Source organism: Rhizobium sp. SVR5-9E (assembly GCF_056755095.1).
This window is the reverse complement of record NZ_JBNDHS010000015.1, coordinates 1-13,708: the sequence shown is the minus strand read 5'-3', so window position 1 is coordinate 13,708 and position 13,708 is coordinate 1. Positions and strand designations below refer to the sequence as shown.

Genomic DNA, 13,708 nt, shown 5'->3' with positions numbered 1-13,708 from the left:
ATGGACGTCGTTGTAAGAACTTACTCAGGTAAGGGCTCGAAAGAGCTGTTCTCATTGCTGGAGACGCATAAGGCAGACGTTGAAAAGCTTATGCGCTCAGTCACCGGATTTGAAAGCTACACTCTAGCGCGTAGCAGTGAAAGCGATGGCGGCCTATCGATGACCGTCTGCCGGGACAAGGCCGGCACTGAAGAGAGTGTTCGCCTTGCGAAGGAGTGGCTCTCAAAAAATGCAGCAAACATTAGCATGGATGCGCCAAAGGTTTCCATGGGATCTATAATCATTCACGCCATAAAGCAGTAGTTTTCAATGGTTTCCCGGTCGAGCAATTCGCCGGCCGGGCTTTTCCACAAGCGATTGCCATAGAACTCCCCGGGGACGGAGAATCGCGGAGGGTTCATTCGCCCGCGTCATAGCCACAATCCCAGATCTAAATCTCATGAGCCGGGAGGACGCAGCCCCCGAGCGGTTACGATTGAACTAGAATCACCAACGTTTCGGGCAATACTCCGTCATACTCCATCGCATCCGCCGCTGGCTTGGTCTTCATAAACTCACTCAAGCGGTCCATGTCGGCAACGTCCATCACCAGGCCAACTCGGTTGGACGCTTGTGGATCGACAAACGTGCGAATGTTTGTGCAGCCGATGGGCTCGAAAACCTCTTCGCGGCGTGGTGAAGCGAGCCAATGTTTGACGTCTTTGACGTCGTGATAGGCCAATATGGTAGGCATTGCGTTCTCCTCGTGTGGCCCCGGAAATCAAAGCCAAATAGAACACTACGCCTCGCTCGAACACATTAATATCACCCGAATGGGCGGCGCTCTCCTCATCAACGGGCTACGACACCGCCGGCTTCAGCGGCAGGCGGCTGCTCGCCATCCTGAAGAAGATGTCTTGACCCTCTCTTCCGAATGAGAACATAATAAGAACAAACGGCCACGGCCGCCTGCTTGACAATTCGGTAAAAGGAGAACGGTTATGCCCCGGCAGCCGAAGGAAGAGGAATTGGAGCAAGGCACCTATTGGACACCGCCTTACGAAGCCACTATCACTGACGCGCACCCGCGTCTGATTGCTGCGCTGGAGGCAGGCGCCGATATCGAGCAGATGCACCTCTTCGTAGCCGGAGCCTACGATATGGGTTCCGGCGCGCCAATGGGTCAGTTGGAGGTCGCCGTGGATTGCAACCGCGGGGTTGCTTGCGGCGTCTTCCGATCGATCATCAACGGAGAGGATGCATCGGGCAAACCTGCTTGGTTTGCCTACGACGAGAGCCCCGATAGCGCGATCCAATTGGTTCTTGACACGGCAAGAGCCGAAGGGTTCGTTCTCTGATGCATCCGGCCACAAAGGAGGATATCGACTACGAGATCGAAGCCGCCCTCGCCTTTCACGACGACGACGCCAAGGCCACGATAGCAACGCTGTTGGCCGACATCCGTCATCTGAGGCTTCAACTCGCTTTGACGGAAAGCGCGATCAGCCGCGGTATGGTTCGGGGCTGGTCGCCGAAGTACGACCGCTAAACGTGAAAGGCGCCACTAGACCCAGGCCCGTCTTCCAGTTGATATTGCCATTCAACAGGGAGGCAAAGCGTGAAGCAGAACAGGTTTTCCACCATGCAGGAAGCCGATGGCAGTTGGACCATCATCGATCGTCGTACGGGAGAGCCGGCCGAAAAGTCAGGCTTGATCCCGTCGCATCTCTGACCGAACGCAGTTCTCGGGCTGGTGCAGATCCTCGAAATGATCGAAGACGCGCCCAAGAAAGTGCATTGAGGACTGAGAACATCAAGCGGCATGGGGTATAAGCCGCTGTACCGATGGCAGGAGACGTGGCCAGGAGAGACCGGCCTCGACGGCAAGCCATTGCAAGATTTCATTGGTCTGGATGGGGAAGTCCCGATCGGCCGCATTCGTCTTGAGGATGCCGGACCGAAGCGCGCGCAATGGCAATGGAGCGGTCAGGGCCCGAACGTCCGGGAGAGGCTGCTCCCGCATCAGGGATTTTGCCCCACGGCTCGGGAAGCCTCGCGCATGGTCGAGGACTATTATCACCGGCTGATGAGGCACAACGAGATGCGAGGAAGCAAGGATGTCGATTGAGGGAACACGAGTGCACCAGGCGTAATGGCTGCTGTCGATGCGGCCATACCGCATATTCCATTAGTTGTTCAGAAAATCTACCAAACATTTCGGGTCCGAGATAAACTCCGCTTCAGGCTGGTTCTCGGGCAATGGAATACATGCGTTCAGACAAATTCCGGTTCGGATTAGCGTCCCTTCTGGTGCGCCGTCCGCATCTCCGTTGCCATGCTAAGACCGCCCATTGGTGGGCCGAGCTTGTCGAGAGCTATGCGGATGCCGTTAGGTACCGAGATAAGCTGCGCGTCGAGGGAAACGACAAGAAGCTGATCGCGAAATACGACGCACTTTGTATTGCAATTGAAGATGAGATTGAACGCTATTTCACTGCCGCCAGGAACCGATAAACAATGAGCCGATTAAACGAAACCAAAGCCGCCATTATGAGTCACCTAAGATCCCTTGAGGCTACACCCAAGACTGTGATCAATCTGTTCACCATCGCTATCCCGCTGGACGCCGAGGGGTTTACTGAGGACGAGGTTTACATGGCCCTGCAGGATCTGGAGGGGGAACAGGTCATCGAATTGATCGAGGGCACCTCAAGGCTCCGCTTAACGAAATCCCTTGAGTGATCCCTATGCAGGGAGTATTCCGGCACCACGTGTCAAACAACAACGAGCTTCCGGAATTTTCAGATTGTATCCGATCCCTTAAGGACCCTTCAAAGTCCGCTTAAGGACCGACAATCAGACCGGCCCTGCTCGTCATAGACAACCGTCTCCCCGTCTAGGATCGCCGTATTCAGGCCGAGCTCCTTTTCAAACATTTCGGGCACGGCTAATATGCCGTCATGGCAACCGTCAGTGCGGCTTACACAGGACGCATCGCGGGGACTGAGCATCCTGTCCAGGAGGAAATCTCGAATGCCAGAGGGAGGGAGGCTTAAGGCTCTTTGGAGGCAACACTTAGGCTTCCCTTCCGCCACCCTCCGCAGGCTCTGCGCGGGGCCCCTCTCTTGGCTGACCGATCGCGTTACTGGCAGTTGCCACCGGCATCCTTGGCTGTACCAGGTACGGGCTTACCCGTCTTGTTGGTTGCTGTCTTGCCCTGAACGCAGTCCGAGGACTCCCTGATATCACCGCCGGCGGCATCAGTCCCGCCGTTGAAGTTACCGTTCGTGTTCTGATTTTGCGCGCCTTTAGAACCGCCGGTGCTGCCAGAGCCGCTCGTGCTGCCAGAACCACCAGAACCGGAACCGCCAGTCCCACCTGAGCCGCCGCTAGCCTGAGCCATGGCCGACGTTGCAAGACCGATCGAAAGAGCAGAGACCGTGATGAGCTTCAGAAGCATTGGATTCTCCTTTTTTGCTTCGGTTGAAGCCACCGAACTACGTTGCTCTTTCAGGGTTCCAAATCGGTATCCGAAATGTGATCGATGGAGGCCGCATTAAGCTGCGCGGCTATTTCATCAGCGTCCTTACGGGTCAAACCAGTGAGCTTCCGTCCCGACGCCTCGACGGGCAGACCGCTTTCCGTATCGAAAACTGACCAGGAGCCATCTATCTGTTGTAAGACCTCGGCTTTTGGTCCCTGTGTCAATTTCTCGCGTACCATCCGAACCTCCGTGTGCCCGAACTTTGGTGGGAAGGGTCGGTTCCTGACAGCTTATGTCCGGTGCCGTACCAAGCGGGTAATGCCTCGCTGTCAGATGGCTTCTAACCGTACGCCACCGTACCGGAACATAGCGCAGCCTTGGTGGTTGAACTGTTGCTACAGGCGAACTCGCCCCGCTCCGGCGGGGCTTTTTTTTGGCTTTTTGGGGAGGAGGGACCGTGAGCCGACTTGACGAAACCAAAGCTGCCATTGTGGAACGCCTACGGGCGCTTGGGGCTGCCCTTCAGTACCCAATCGATCTGTATGACATCGGCGTACCACTTAGCGCCGCTGGGTTCACACCGGACGAGCTTTACGTCGCCTTGAAAAGTCTGGAGCAGGACGGGGTCATCGAACTGATCAGGGGCAATAGGCTACTCGTAACGAACCATTTGACCTGATCTTATGGACGCTCCGGGGGCGACTTCGGCACCAGCCGCTGGCAGATGGAAACGGGCCACACTTACGCGCTTGCCGGCCTCATCGGCAGCTTGGCGGCGCCGTTCGGGCTTCTCCGTCAGGGCAAGCAGCTTGGTTTCAAGCCATCAATTGCTCGGCGCGGGCTGCAATTCTCTCATAGGCGCGATCGATTGGTTCGCGCGCGTCAGCTATTGGGCGAAAAGGATGCATCCCTAGACGCAGAAGAGCCTTCAGGTGATCCCGGCCGGACTCGAAGCCGGCGACCCGCGCAAATGGCTTCATCGTAAAGCCACCAGGATAGAGGCGGGCGAACTCAGCGAAATTCGTGAAGCCCTCGTAATTATCGCCCCAGAGAAGGAAGCTTTCGGCGGGCGCTCCTTCGGCGAAGATCACTTCATGGGTTTCGAGCACCACGTGGAAATATTCGATCACCTCGCCGTCGGCAGGAGGGACCGGCACAATAGACATTCCATTGACGAGGTCCTTCACCAAGATAAGGCTGCCATCAATGAACAGAGCATGGCCAGGTGACAGATAGAGATCCCGGTAAGGTGTCCGCTCGTTCAGCGCATGCCGTGAAATGCGGATCGGCACGATGTCGGCATTCCAGGAAGAACCGCTTCGCTTGTAGAGGCTACGACCGATCCATTTAACCGGCTTGACCGGACCGGGTTGGGATAAGACAAGGTCGCCGACCTGAAGATCCTCGACGCGTCTCTCGCCTGTCCAGGTTAGAATAGAAGTGCCACGAAGAAAGCACCGGCCGCCACCATTTCCGTTGCCGTTGCCGTTGTTGCCGTTGCCATTCCCACCGCCGTTACCATTGCCATTCCCGTTGTTCCCATTGCCGTTGCCGCGGCTCTGTGCTTGGGCGCTGAACCCCGAAAGCATAGTTGAACCGGCGATACCCATCGCCGCTACCCTGGCACCTGTTGCAGCAGCGAGACCGAGGAAATGACGCCGTGCTTGATTGAGCTGTGATGGTCGTTCTTTTGCCGACATAGCTCTCTCCTTTGACTTACATTTCGGAGATATTTGGCCCCTATTTTCTAGCGAAATGTCTATGTGGGAAAGCTGTCCCATTGGCTGCCCGCCGCAGCCATAACGACAATGGTTCAGGCAAAGGAGGGGCCTCTCAGTCTTTTGGAGGGGTGGTGTAACACCAGGAATGCCAGACGCTCGCGACCGCTGCGCTGGTAGGGGCTGTTGGCTATCTGGCAGCTATTCCAATGATCTGTAGGACCTAAGGCCGTCTTCCAGAGCTTCTAGGCTTGCGGTACGCTACCGGGCGTTTCAATGGCTGGAGGAAACGTGCCCATGATTGAATCGTGCAGCCGATTCTGGAGAGCAGCTAAAAGCCGCCTCTCTTCGGGAAGGGTTGATGTTACGGTCGTTGCAGACCCCATCCTTATCCCCTCATCCGCCGTGTCTCTTTCCACCGCAGCACTTCATGCTGCGCTGATGGAACATCTTGAGCAGAAAGGGATCATCGCCAGAGAGGAGCAAAGAGCAATATTTGAGCGCGCACTGGAGTTACTGGAGACGGATCCAGCCGACGACGGTGGCATCACCGCACTTGCGCGCGAGCTCATCGACCAGCAACTCCCACAAAAGCAAATGCCTCAACGGTTCAAGGCCTAGTACGCCTCCAAACCGGAACCTGAGCGACGTCCTATCGTTTAACTGTTGGGATCGTGGCAGGCTGATTATTTTGCCCTTCCTTGCCCTTGGAAGGCCGCGCGGTCCTCTGGATCACATTGCCCCTCTTTGGCGGGGCTTGGTTTTTGCCCGTACGGCAACGGACTGATCCTTGAAGCTGGGTCCCTGTAGGGCTAGGTTTTCAAGCAGCCCGTTTAAGAGAGTAGCCCGTTGTTAATCCTCGCCACCTCTGAATGGCCCCGTTGGTTCCCAATTAGCAACGGAGGGAGAGTTGGGACACCCATCCGCTAGTGAGCGACAAGCAAAATTCGAACACACGAATGAAGTTGCCAAGGCGATTGTCGAAGGGGAACGCCTTCAACGCGAGGCCAAGACCGCACGGTTACGTGAGGCTCGACTTGGCAGCGGGACCGGGAATGGCGCGCCGCCGCGCCCAAGTAGCGCAAGCTGAAAAGCTGCTTGCTGGCGCCATCGGCGACAGGAACAATGTGATGCGTTACCTGTTCGGTCATCAGGACACTGCAAGACGCCGTTCTCCCTCGGGGTGTTCAATGGCAAGGTATTATTTTCATATCCGCGCAGGCGATCAGACCATCGAGGACCACGAAGGTCTCGATCTGCCTGACATCGCGGCCGTCCAAGAAGAGGCGCTCCAAGCGGCGCGCGAAATAGTCGCGGGACTAGTCGTCCAAGGCCAACCTATCGGTGAAGAGCGGTTCGTAGTCGTCGATGAAAATGGGAATATCGATGCGGTTTTCCCCTTCAGGATCACGTTACCGGATTAAGATTCGGCACCAATGGCGCCTTTTCCATCTTAGCTAGCCAAGCTGCCGCGTTTGGTGGGCTCCTTTTTGATCGCTCGCCAGCATACCGGAACTGCAGCGAAACCCGGCCTGCCGGGGGCACGGCCCCCTGGGAGTCCGATGAATGATCCCGACTGCCGCTGGCCGTCGTCTTCCAAGAGTAAGCCATGGTGACAGCACGTCTTCGGCAAAGTTGGGAACTTTCCAACATGGCCTTTGTTTAGCCGCTCTCCAGTTCACGAGGAGCGGCTATGAATGACGGAGCCTGGACGACCATTGTTGAATTGCAGCTGGGGCCCGGCGCGCGGTTCGACGTAATCACAGGAACACGTGCTGCCTTGAAATTGCTGACAACCCGGTTGCCCAGGACGCCCGGTCCGGCTTTCTTTCGTGCACAAGAAGTTTGTCTCGCGGCACTCGACAATCGGATGACGCACGAGGCGGCACGAGCTGCTTTCATTGCCGCCGCCAGAGAAGCCGGGCTATGGATCCGGTACTGATCCTGCCTTTCCACCAGCGACAAAAGTCGGCCGTTGGTCTTACAGACACAGCAGAACGTGCCCTCGCTCAACCAAACCGGCGGAATCATGTTGAGGAGCCTCGACCGGAGTAAGTACGCTGTTGGACCGGAACGCGAAGCCCGTCCTCCTCGTCAATCCGCCGGATTGCGCATTGGCCCGCCCCCACCTACAGGTCCTTTTTGTCTGTACGCTAGCGGACTGGAACGTACGCTGGCGCCGATTGGTTATCGATATGGCCGTGCGGCAGCCGTCTGTTAAACGCCAGCGATGACCGACCCTTCGTCCTGGCACCGCGCGGTCACCATTCCCTGAAATCTCCCATTGCCCGTTTTTTTTGGAACCTTGTAGGGCCATCCTTGTTCTACACGCTTGAGCTGCGTGGCAGTTCCTCCTGTTCAACCGGATGACACCCCTCTCCGGGTGCCGCGTGGTCAATCCCGCGCCTAATGGCTAGGGGACTCATTAGGCGCGGCAAGGGCTCGCTTTTCCGTAGGAGCGGGCCCTTCGATCCTAACCCTAATTGATTATTGACGAGCAGGCATTACCAGAGCTTTGATTTTCGTGCTGTAGCGTCAAGCACAGCACCGCGCCACGGCATTGGGTCGGCGCCCCGACCCGGCGATGTGGTACGCGACGGGGCTCGCCATTCTGACACGTTTGGGCGAGCCCTGGTCGTACTAGCTCTCCGTAGTGCGTGCAATCGCCGGACAATATCGGCAAAGGCAACGCTCAGTGCCGCGGCCATATGCCGATGACACTGATCATGCGGATTGCCGAACATGGATCGCAAAGGATCAGGATCTCGGACTGGTTGAGCACAGCTCCAAGCAAGGCAACTGCAGCAATATGGAGTTCCCTTGCAGCAGCTTTGAACCGAGGATTTTATGGACATACCTACGCCGATCCTGAACTTGGTGGATCCAGATAAATACTCAAATGTCCAGTGGAGGAAATTACCGCCTGGTGTCGCGAAGCCGTTAACGGGGGCGCTGAAGGCAGAGTTCGATGCATTTGAGATACGTAACAAACAACTTAAGGCAGACTATGACGCGCAGACTGCGGCCAATCCAGAGTTCTTCAATCCGAAGTCCGAAAGCAACGCGATGTTTATGACCAACGTCGCGACTCTTCCTGAGACAGAGCTTCAGCCACGGATCGAATACATCACTCATCTGATTCAGAGCGGTGAAACAGACAAGTATTCTTTTCAATCTGGAAACGGCGATCAGACGACCACGTCCATTCACCAGTATCTCCATTGGCTGCAGCAGCGTTCCCAAGATCTCCAAAGCGACGGCACGTACTCACCAGAGATGTTCAAGTAGCGGTCTTACTCGCCCGATAGCTTCGCACGAACCACCTGTTGAACAATGCCTCAGTTCCGCGCGGCCCAAGATAGGCAAGAGCGGCAACGAGCCCGGTGCTCACCTGTTGCCCGACATGCAGCCAAGACGCCAGCCCATCCCCGATGAAGGCCATGCCGATCGCGATGGGGAACTTCCAAAACAACAACCTTGCCGAAGAACCGGCGACGGCCCTCACTTGGCCAGACGGTAACAAAAGCGGCGCCTCCCGTTATGGAAGACGCCGCCGATTCAGCGCGGTTTGTGCGCTCACTTAATAATTGAGGTAAAAGGTCCGGATAATCGGGCAACCGCGCTTGTTGTAAAACTCCGCACGCATGGGACCTCTACGCGTCATTCCGTCGACAGCAACAGAGTTCGACGAATAATTTACAATATGCCCACGGCGGATACCCCGATCACGCGCCTTATCCATAGCAAGGTCAGGATCACAACGGCGGCTGGCGCGGCGGTCATCATAGCGATCTCTGTCATAGATCCGTACCCCGTCTGGACCAATGCGCAACTCTTGAGCTGCAGCGATAGACGGAACGGCAGCGAACGAAGTGGCAATTGCTGAAACGATGAGAAAGGCGCTGATGGAACGACGCATTGGAATCTCCCGGATTAGGTCGGTTAGCAAACGCTTCGACAGCTAAACTGGTCCCGTGGGCTACTCAACCCGGAGAAGTGGGGATAGTGCCGCCATCAGCGGGGCGCCATTCTCTGCGGCGTCCACGGCTGCGACACACGCGACGCGCGGCGGGCATATCGATCATGCTTGATGATCTGCAGCCGCGATATAGGGTGCCGGTGGCCACAACTGAGCCAAAGAAGCCAACCGCTTAGCTTCGCGTCGTCCGTCGCGGCGGGCTTTCATAAAGTCTGTCCAGACGATCTGTCAGGCCAGCAATCCCGCTGTCGAAGCGGTTGCCGACGCCCTCGATCGCCTTCATGATCTGGCTGGTCTGTTCCTGCATGCCTGCCTTCGTCACGTAAGTTTCTGCAATGTGTAGCTTGTGGTCGGCGAGCGCCTTCTCGCCCTCATCTGCCCTTTTGTGCAGAGCTACGAATTTGCTATCGAAGAACTTGAACACACCGAATATCGTACCGAATACCGTTATCCCGAACAGGACGACGCCCATCAATTCAGCGCCCGTCATGTGTACGCCCCAAGGCCGACGGCCAAGCTAATGTGGTGCCAATGCACCCATGTTTTCAGATTCATTGTTTCTCCTTCCCGGCGTTGCCGCTTGCCGCCAATCTGCCGTCGCGATCGACATAGAAGTCGCGCAGCGCCAAATGGCGCCGGACGCAAGACAGCAGCCGCTCGCGGTCGGTGATCCAGAGTTGTTCTAGGCGGGCCTGCTCTAGCGGCTTGTCGCCTATGTCGACCGGGCCTTTGCATTTTTCCTGCAACACGCTGTCCGGCTGCGCCAATTTCGGCGGTGCCGGCGGAACGACCAGCCTATCGGACTTGGTTGATGCGGCGCACGCTGGGAGCGTCAATAGCAACGCGGCGAGCATCAGGATCTTGGTCAGCTTCATGCTGCAGCTCCTCGATTTTCTTCTGTAGGGATTCTTTTTCGGCCGCGTCGGCAACGATGCGCGCAGCCTCTCGTGCCTTGGCGGCATTGTTGGCTGCGTCCTGGCGCTCTGTTTCCTTGTCGCGGGCGACAATTGCGGCGGCCGGCCTTTAAGGCGGTAATCTCCGCGGTGTACTTGGTCGCCGCCCGCTCGTACCCGCGCTCGTATCCGCGATGGTCGATGTACCAGTACGGCCGCCGGCAAGAGCCACAGCCAGCGCAGCAACGATGGCGTAGGCGGCCAGGCTGTTGAGGCCCAAGAGTTTCGCTACGGCGCCAATCATGCGACCCCCTTTAGGCAGAGCGTCTTTTCCTGTGCTCGCCGTTTCACAAGGCCGCCAACAACGCGGCCGCCGGCCTTGTTGAACATGGTGAGCGCATCGTACGCGCCGCGGATGTCGCCGGCGTTCAGTTTGCGCGCCGCGGTGGATTTGCAGAACGCGCCGGTGCCAATGTTGTAGGTGAGCGACAGGCCTGCGACGTAGGTCTGGATCGGAAGTGCATCCGGCGCCTTAAGACAGGCGCGCATCCCCTGCTCGTGCTCAATCAGGCTGTCGACAAGCATGTTGTCGCAAGTCGCCTTGGAGAATTTCATCCCCGGCTTGATGCCCTTCGTGTCGCCGTAGCATGCCGTCCAGACGCCGATAACGTCTCGGTACGCGTAGAGCTTCAGCCCTTCGTAACCGCCGATGGTCTGGACCGCGAGAGAGCCGACGATACTCAAACCGTGCAATATCGTGAGTATCTTGAGAACGATGCTCCTCCCGGCGCAGGTGGCTGATATTGAAGACCGTATCGGCACGCGCCCCACGAGCAGACGGGTGATGTCCGCGCATAATAGGGGGCCTAGTGAATAGCATCACTGATTTAATGAAATCGGCAAAAACCGTTCACGATCGATATCGCGCTGGCCGCATGGAACGCGAAACAGTCAGAGAATGGGCATTGAGGCTGGGCGCGTATGCTTCGCCCCATGGCGACCGCGTACGAGAAGCTGCGGAATGGTTCCGCGTACACGACACAGAGCCTGTCTCGGACGAAATAAGGCTCACAGATCTCGATCGGCTCGCCGCGATATTTGCGGCGTAAGCGTCCGTCTTCTTGCCGCAACTTCAGTGTCGTCAGCTTTGGAGAACCAGCCACGGGTGATGGATGTTCGCCCCTTGCCCTTACCGCAGGATGATATAAACGCTGCGACAGGACGCGACTGCCGTTAACTTTAGAACGGGGTCGGGCGGCAGATTGACGTCACGTCGCCGCCACGAGATCACGTGGCCGTTCTGATCTTGACTGCACGACTTCGTGCAATTTCCATAGTGCTGGGGGGCACAATGATCTTTACCAAACTCGCCAGAGCCATCGCCTGGCTCACTCTGATAGGTGGCGCGTTTCAGCTACTGAACGGCTTTATCATTGCTACCGAGCTACTCGGGCCATACGAGGAGGCGCTGCGTCGTTACGGGGGTACCGCACCCAACTCCGGAGTAATCATAAATCGCGGCACGTATGCGATCATTTTTGCCGTCGCGCTCGGAACGCTGGTCGAGATCGGCTTCAGCCTGCAGAAGATTCGCGGGGAACAATGAGGTCGCCATGGAGAACCCGAAGAATGAATTCCGCCGCGCGCTTAGCTCTTTGCGTGCCGCTTATCCTGACAGCATCTTGCAGCAATGACGACAGCGACCAATACACCCTCTATCGAAACAGTTTTCTTGACGAAAACATGCGAGTGCATGTGGCGTCGTTTGATAGCGATGATGGCGAGAGGTACAACTCAGAGAACCGTCAGATAGCGGCTCACTTGTTCGCTGAGCAGCCGGGGGTAAAGGCGCGCTACTGGTGTGAGAAGGGCCACTACCGCAAATAGTCCAGCCGAAAAGGACAAACTCGATGAGCGAATCCCCCTTCCAGTCGTCCTCTGCGACCTTCTCTCCGGAAGAACTTGAGCAACATCGCCTACATCAACTTGCTGAAGCCGCTGACGATCGCGAGCTAACGATCGATGAACTCAGGGACCGCTTCGCGCCACTTTCCTTTGGGTGCCATGAGGCGCTCAAATGGCAGCGGTGTTCTTAGATTCAGTCGATCGACACCTGTGTGCCCATCCTGCCGTGCTGGCGCATGCTGACTGGTATCGGCTGGCTTCCGAGGCGCAAACGGCACTTTACAACCTATATCAGGCGATTGGGGATGTGCATCTGACGCCGGTTAATACGGAAAGTCCGGTGGATCCTGAACCGACAACAAACTTGACCGCGCCATTTCGCGACAATAGCTTCTAACCGCGGCCCCACCAATCCGCGCGCATACCACCACCACTGAGGAGACCTTGCTAGGCCTTCGGCATTCGTGCCGGCGGCAGATCTGTGTTGTTCTGTGGAGTTTGGTAAATGGGAAAAAGGGAATTCACCATTGAGGACATGGAAGCAGACATGCTCATAGCTGCGGAGCTGGTCGACAAGTACGGCCCGCCCATGCAGCCTCTGCTGGATAGGTGCGAGCGCGAGTACGAAAAGCTTCGGAAGCCAAAAGAGGTTGATCGCATCAAAGCTAAGCTCGCCGCCGATCACGCAGAGGATGGGAGGTGACTGACGCCCTCTCGAAACTGCCCCTCTTCGCCACAGACAAAGAGATTGCCATTGCTATCGTGGGCAAGGAGCGATCCACGATGTGGATCAAGACAGTTGTCCCACAACTGGAACGTAAGGGCTTTCCGCGCATCGATCCGCTTCACGACGGCCGGCCGGTGCCGTTGGTAAGTAAATTCTACGACGGATACTTTGGCATTACCGCAGGCTTTTCCGCGGCTGCGCCAGACGGCACAGAGAACCTCGGCATGTGGAAAAGGGACCGGAGCACGAGGGCCAAAGCACAGTGGGGGGATCCGCAGCCATGACCGACCAGCAGCGCCTTATGGGGCTTTCCAAGGTCAAGAAGACACTGGCGACGGGCGAGACGATTTGCTACTGCTATGCTTGGCGCTGCGGGCCCCTCTTGCGTACACCAAACGGACAGCCACTTCAGCCTGACGATCCTGCTCTGCCAGATGCTTTTGCAAAAGCTAAACAGCGCCGTCCAGCGTGCGACAATCTTACCGCTCTGATCCAAGAGTACAATGAATCTGCCGACTTTCGCACAAAGCGGCCCAGTACGCGTCGCGAATACCTACGGTATTTAGATCTTATTCGCGCCCGGTTCGGCGACACTACAATTGACGATCTTCAACAGGCACGTTCTCGCGGCAAATTCAAAGCTTGGCGCGACATGATGTCGCATCATCCAAGGGCAGCGGATTACGCCTGGTCGACGTTGGCGCGAGTCCTTTCTTTCGCCAAGGATCGTGGACGGATCTCAGTGAACATTTGTGAGCGCGGTGGTCGGCTATACAAGGTCGATAGACGGGATAGGATCTGGACGCAGGAGGATTTCGATTGTGTCGCATCGAAAGTTCCCTCGGGAATCCGGCTGGCCATGCTGATCGGTCTGTGGACGGGTCAACGCAAGGGGGACATCTTGCGGCTCACGTGGTCAGATTATGACGGCCTGAATATTCGACTAAAGCAGAACAGACCGGCGCGCGGGTAATTGTCCCAGCTTCGAAGCGTCTACGTGACGAGCTCAATGTCCTACCTCGA

At 56.9% G+C, this 13,708-nt stretch carries 26 protein-coding genes and 1 pseudogene; 18 read left to right on the top strand and 9 right to left on the bottom strand.

Features of this window, described 5'->3' with window-relative positions:
• On the top strand, positions 1–303 hold the full coding sequence (locus ACPYOJ_RS10075) for a hypothetical protein (RefSeq protein WP_481416121.1): 303 nt from the start codon (positions 1–3) through the stop codon (positions 301–303).
• A 166-nt stretch (positions 304–469) separates the two neighbouring features.
• On the opposite strand, the gene ACPYOJ_RS10070 is transcribed toward ACPYOJ_RS10075, so the two are convergent.
• A complete protein-coding gene (locus tag ACPYOJ_RS10070) occupies positions 470–733 on the bottom strand; it encodes a hypothetical protein (protein WP_481416120.1) in 264 nt (87 codons plus the stop codon).
• A 247-nt stretch (positions 734–980) separates the two neighbouring features.
• Between ACPYOJ_RS10070 and ACPYOJ_RS10065 the strand changes: the two genes are divergently transcribed.
• The 5 genes from ACPYOJ_RS10065 to ACPYOJ_RS10045 all read left to right on the top strand — a co-directional run bounded on the left by ACPYOJ_RS10065 (position 981) and on the right by ACPYOJ_RS10045 (position 2,721).
• Positions 981–1,337: a hypothetical protein gene (locus tag ACPYOJ_RS10065; RefSeq protein ID WP_481416119.1), complete on the top strand. Its 357-nt coding sequence runs from the start codon at positions 981–983 to the stop codon at positions 1,335–1,337.
• Positions 1,337–1,528, top strand: a complete 192-nt coding sequence (locus tag ACPYOJ_RS10060; RefSeq protein ID WP_481416118.1) for a hypothetical protein — start codon at positions 1,337–1,339, stop codon at positions 1,526–1,528. Before ACPYOJ_RS10065 ends, ACPYOJ_RS10060 begins: the two co-directional genes overlap by 1 nt.
• Positions 1,529–1,801: 273 nt before the next feature.
• Positions 1,802–2,107: a hypothetical protein gene (locus ACPYOJ_RS10055; protein WP_481416117.1), complete on the top strand. Its 306-nt coding sequence runs from the start codon at positions 1,802–1,804 to the stop codon at positions 2,105–2,107.
• 131 nt (positions 2,108–2,238) lie between these two features.
• Positions 2,239–2,493, top strand: coding sequence for a hypothetical protein (locus ACPYOJ_RS10050; protein WP_481416116.1), 255 nt, complete (start codon positions 2,239–2,241; stop codon positions 2,491–2,493).
• A 3-nt stretch (positions 2,494–2,496) separates the two neighbouring features.
• The gene (locus tag ACPYOJ_RS10045; RefSeq protein WP_481416115.1) at positions 2,497–2,721 is read left to right on the top strand and encodes a hypothetical protein; all 225 of its coding nucleotides are present in this window, start codon (positions 2,497–2,499) and stop codon (positions 2,719–2,721) included.
• Positions 2,722–3,121: 400 nt separating this feature from the next.
• Here the strand turns inward: ACPYOJ_RS10045 and ACPYOJ_RS10040 are convergent, their stop codons facing one another.
• Positions 3,122–3,439, bottom strand: coding sequence for an oxidoreductase (locus tag ACPYOJ_RS10040; protein WP_481416114.1), 318 nt, complete (start codon positions 3,437–3,439; stop codon positions 3,122–3,124).
• Between the two features lie 50 nt (positions 3,440–3,489).
• The gene (locus tag ACPYOJ_RS10035) at positions 3,490–3,702 is read right to left on the bottom strand and encodes a hypothetical protein (RefSeq protein ID WP_481416113.1); all 213 of its coding nucleotides are present in this window, start codon (positions 3,700–3,702) and stop codon (positions 3,490–3,492) included.
• A 218-nt stretch (positions 3,703–3,920) separates the two neighbouring features.
• On the opposite strand from ACPYOJ_RS10035, the gene ACPYOJ_RS10030 reads away from it, so the two are divergent.
• Complete coding sequence (locus ACPYOJ_RS10030) at positions 3,921–4,142, top strand: hypothetical protein (RefSeq protein ID WP_481416112.1); 222 nt, start codon at positions 3,921–3,923, stop codon at positions 4,140–4,142.
• A gap of 136 nt (positions 4,143–4,278) precedes the next feature.
• Here ACPYOJ_RS10030 and ACPYOJ_RS10025 read toward each other — a convergent pair whose 3' ends face one another.
• On the bottom strand, positions 4,279–5,244 hold the full coding sequence (locus tag ACPYOJ_RS10025) for a Hint domain-containing protein (protein ID WP_481416111.1): 966 nt from the start codon (positions 5,242–5,244) through the stop codon (positions 4,279–4,281).
• A 234-nt stretch (positions 5,245–5,478) separates the two neighbouring features.
• Here ACPYOJ_RS10025 and ACPYOJ_RS10020 point away from each other — a divergent pair, with 234 nt between their 5' ends.
• From ACPYOJ_RS10020 to ACPYOJ_RS10005, 4 genes are all read left to right on the top strand, one after another.
• Positions 5,479–5,802, top strand: a complete 324-nt coding sequence (locus tag ACPYOJ_RS10020) for a hypothetical protein (protein WP_481416110.1) — start codon at positions 5,479–5,481, stop codon at positions 5,800–5,802.
• Positions 5,803–6,236: 434 nt separating this feature from the next.
• Positions 6,237–6,605: a DUF6894 family protein gene (locus tag ACPYOJ_RS10015; protein WP_481416109.1), complete on the top strand. Its 369-nt coding sequence runs from the start codon at positions 6,237–6,239 to the stop codon at positions 6,603–6,605.
• A gap of 269 nt (positions 6,606–6,874) precedes the next feature.
• Entirely contained in the window at positions 6,875–7,123 is a 249-nt protein-coding gene (locus tag ACPYOJ_RS10010; protein ID WP_481416108.1) for a DUF982 domain-containing protein, read from the top strand.
• 905 nt (positions 7,124–8,028) lie between these two features.
• Complete coding sequence (locus ACPYOJ_RS10005) at positions 8,029–8,469, top strand: hypothetical protein (protein ID WP_481416107.1); 441 nt, start codon at positions 8,029–8,031, stop codon at positions 8,467–8,469.
• On the opposite strand, the pseudogene ACPYOJ_RS10000 reads toward ACPYOJ_RS10005, so the two are convergent.
• The 5 genes and pseudogenes from ACPYOJ_RS10000 to ACPYOJ_RS09980 all read right to left on the bottom strand — a co-directional run bounded on the left by ACPYOJ_RS10000 (position 8,462) and on the right by ACPYOJ_RS09980 (position 10,806).
• Positions 8,462–8,723: pseudogene (locus ACPYOJ_RS10000) on the bottom strand (phage holin family protein). The gene ACPYOJ_RS10005 and the pseudogene ACPYOJ_RS10000 sit on opposite strands and share 8 nt — an antisense overlap.
• Before the next feature lie 38 nt (positions 8,724–8,761).
• Positions 8,762–9,100, bottom strand: coding sequence for a hypothetical protein (locus ACPYOJ_RS09995; RefSeq protein ID WP_481416106.1), 339 nt, complete (start codon positions 9,098–9,100; stop codon positions 8,762–8,764).
• A 232-nt stretch (positions 9,101–9,332) separates the two neighbouring features.
• Complete coding sequence (locus ACPYOJ_RS09990) at positions 9,333–9,650, bottom strand: hypothetical protein (RefSeq protein ID WP_481416105.1); 318 nt, start codon at positions 9,648–9,650, stop codon at positions 9,333–9,335.
• 61 nt (positions 9,651–9,711) lie between these two features.
• Positions 9,712–10,035 (bottom strand): dehydrogenase, encoded by a 324-nt coding sequence (locus tag ACPYOJ_RS09985; protein ID WP_481416104.1) that lies wholly within the window; start codon positions 10,033–10,035, stop codon positions 9,712–9,714.
• Between the two features lie 318 nt (positions 10,036–10,353).
• Positions 10,354–10,806, bottom strand: a complete 453-nt coding sequence (locus ACPYOJ_RS09980; RefSeq protein ID WP_481416103.1) for a lysozyme — start codon at positions 10,804–10,806, stop codon at positions 10,354–10,356.
• A 116-nt stretch (positions 10,807–10,922) separates the two neighbouring features.
• On the opposite strand from ACPYOJ_RS09980, the gene ACPYOJ_RS09975 reads away from it, so the two are divergent.
• The 7 genes from ACPYOJ_RS09975 (at position 10,923) to ACPYOJ_RS09945 (ending at position 13,658) form a co-directional block, all read left to right on the top strand.
• Positions 10,923–11,162 carry a hypothetical protein gene (locus ACPYOJ_RS09975; protein ID WP_481416102.1) on the top strand — a complete coding sequence of 80 codons (240 nt, stop codon included), beginning with the start codon at positions 10,923–10,925 and terminating at the stop codon, positions 11,160–11,162.
• A 242-nt stretch (positions 11,163–11,404) separates the two neighbouring features.
• The gene (locus ACPYOJ_RS09970; RefSeq protein WP_481416101.1) at positions 11,405–11,659 is read left to right on the top strand and encodes a hypothetical protein; all 255 of its coding nucleotides are present in this window, start codon (positions 11,405–11,407) and stop codon (positions 11,657–11,659) included.
• Positions 11,660–11,682: 23 nt separating this feature from the next.
• Positions 11,683–11,940, top strand: coding sequence for a hypothetical protein (locus tag ACPYOJ_RS09965; RefSeq protein ID WP_481416100.1), 258 nt, complete (start codon positions 11,683–11,685; stop codon positions 11,938–11,940).
• A gap of 190 nt (positions 11,941–12,130) precedes the next feature.
• Entirely contained in the window at positions 12,131–12,355 is a 225-nt protein-coding gene (locus ACPYOJ_RS09960) for a hypothetical protein (RefSeq protein WP_481416099.1), read from the top strand.
• A 108-nt stretch (positions 12,356–12,463) separates the two neighbouring features.
• Positions 12,464–12,661, top strand: coding sequence for a hypothetical protein (locus tag ACPYOJ_RS09955; RefSeq protein ID WP_481416098.1), 198 nt, complete (start codon positions 12,464–12,466; stop codon positions 12,659–12,661).
• Positions 12,658–12,969: a hypothetical protein gene (locus ACPYOJ_RS09950; RefSeq protein WP_481416097.1), complete on the top strand. Its 312-nt coding sequence runs from the start codon at positions 12,658–12,660 to the stop codon at positions 12,967–12,969. The genes ACPYOJ_RS09955 and ACPYOJ_RS09950 overlap by 4 nt, the downstream gene beginning before the upstream one ends.
• Positions 12,966–13,658, top strand: a complete 693-nt coding sequence (locus ACPYOJ_RS09945) for a hypothetical protein (RefSeq protein ID WP_481416096.1) — start codon at positions 12,966–12,968, stop codon at positions 13,656–13,658. The genes ACPYOJ_RS09950 and ACPYOJ_RS09945 overlap by 4 nt, the downstream gene beginning before the upstream one ends.
• The last annotated feature ends 50 nt before the right edge of the window (positions 13,659–13,708 follow it).